1 pseudogene is annotated in these 221 nt (G+C 40.3%); it reads right to left on the bottom strand.

Annotated elements, in window-relative coordinates:
• Positions 1–221, bottom strand: a pseudogene (locus HMPREF2728_RS08655) (tagatose-bisphosphate aldolase); the annotation flags it as partial.

Raw genomic sequence — 221 nt, forward strand, 5'->3', positions numbered from 1 at the left:
TCTTCACGTGTATGAACGATTTCGCCATCACCAAAACCTTCAACGTATTTCACGTTAACTGGAACTTCTACTTTCAAGACATCGATGTTGAAACGTGGATCTGAGAAGACTTTCATAGCGCCGATAACCTTGTGTGGTTTTACTTTAGCGTATTCAGCAGAACCTGCGTCAGCAATTTTTTCATCATAGGCAAGGATTTCAAGGAAGAATGGAATATCTTC

It is taken from the genome of Streptococcus sp. HMSC061D10, assembly GCF_001808865.1.
In the GTDB taxonomy this organism is placed as follows: domain Bacteria; phylum Bacillota; class Bacilli; order Lactobacillales; family Streptococcaceae; genus Streptococcus.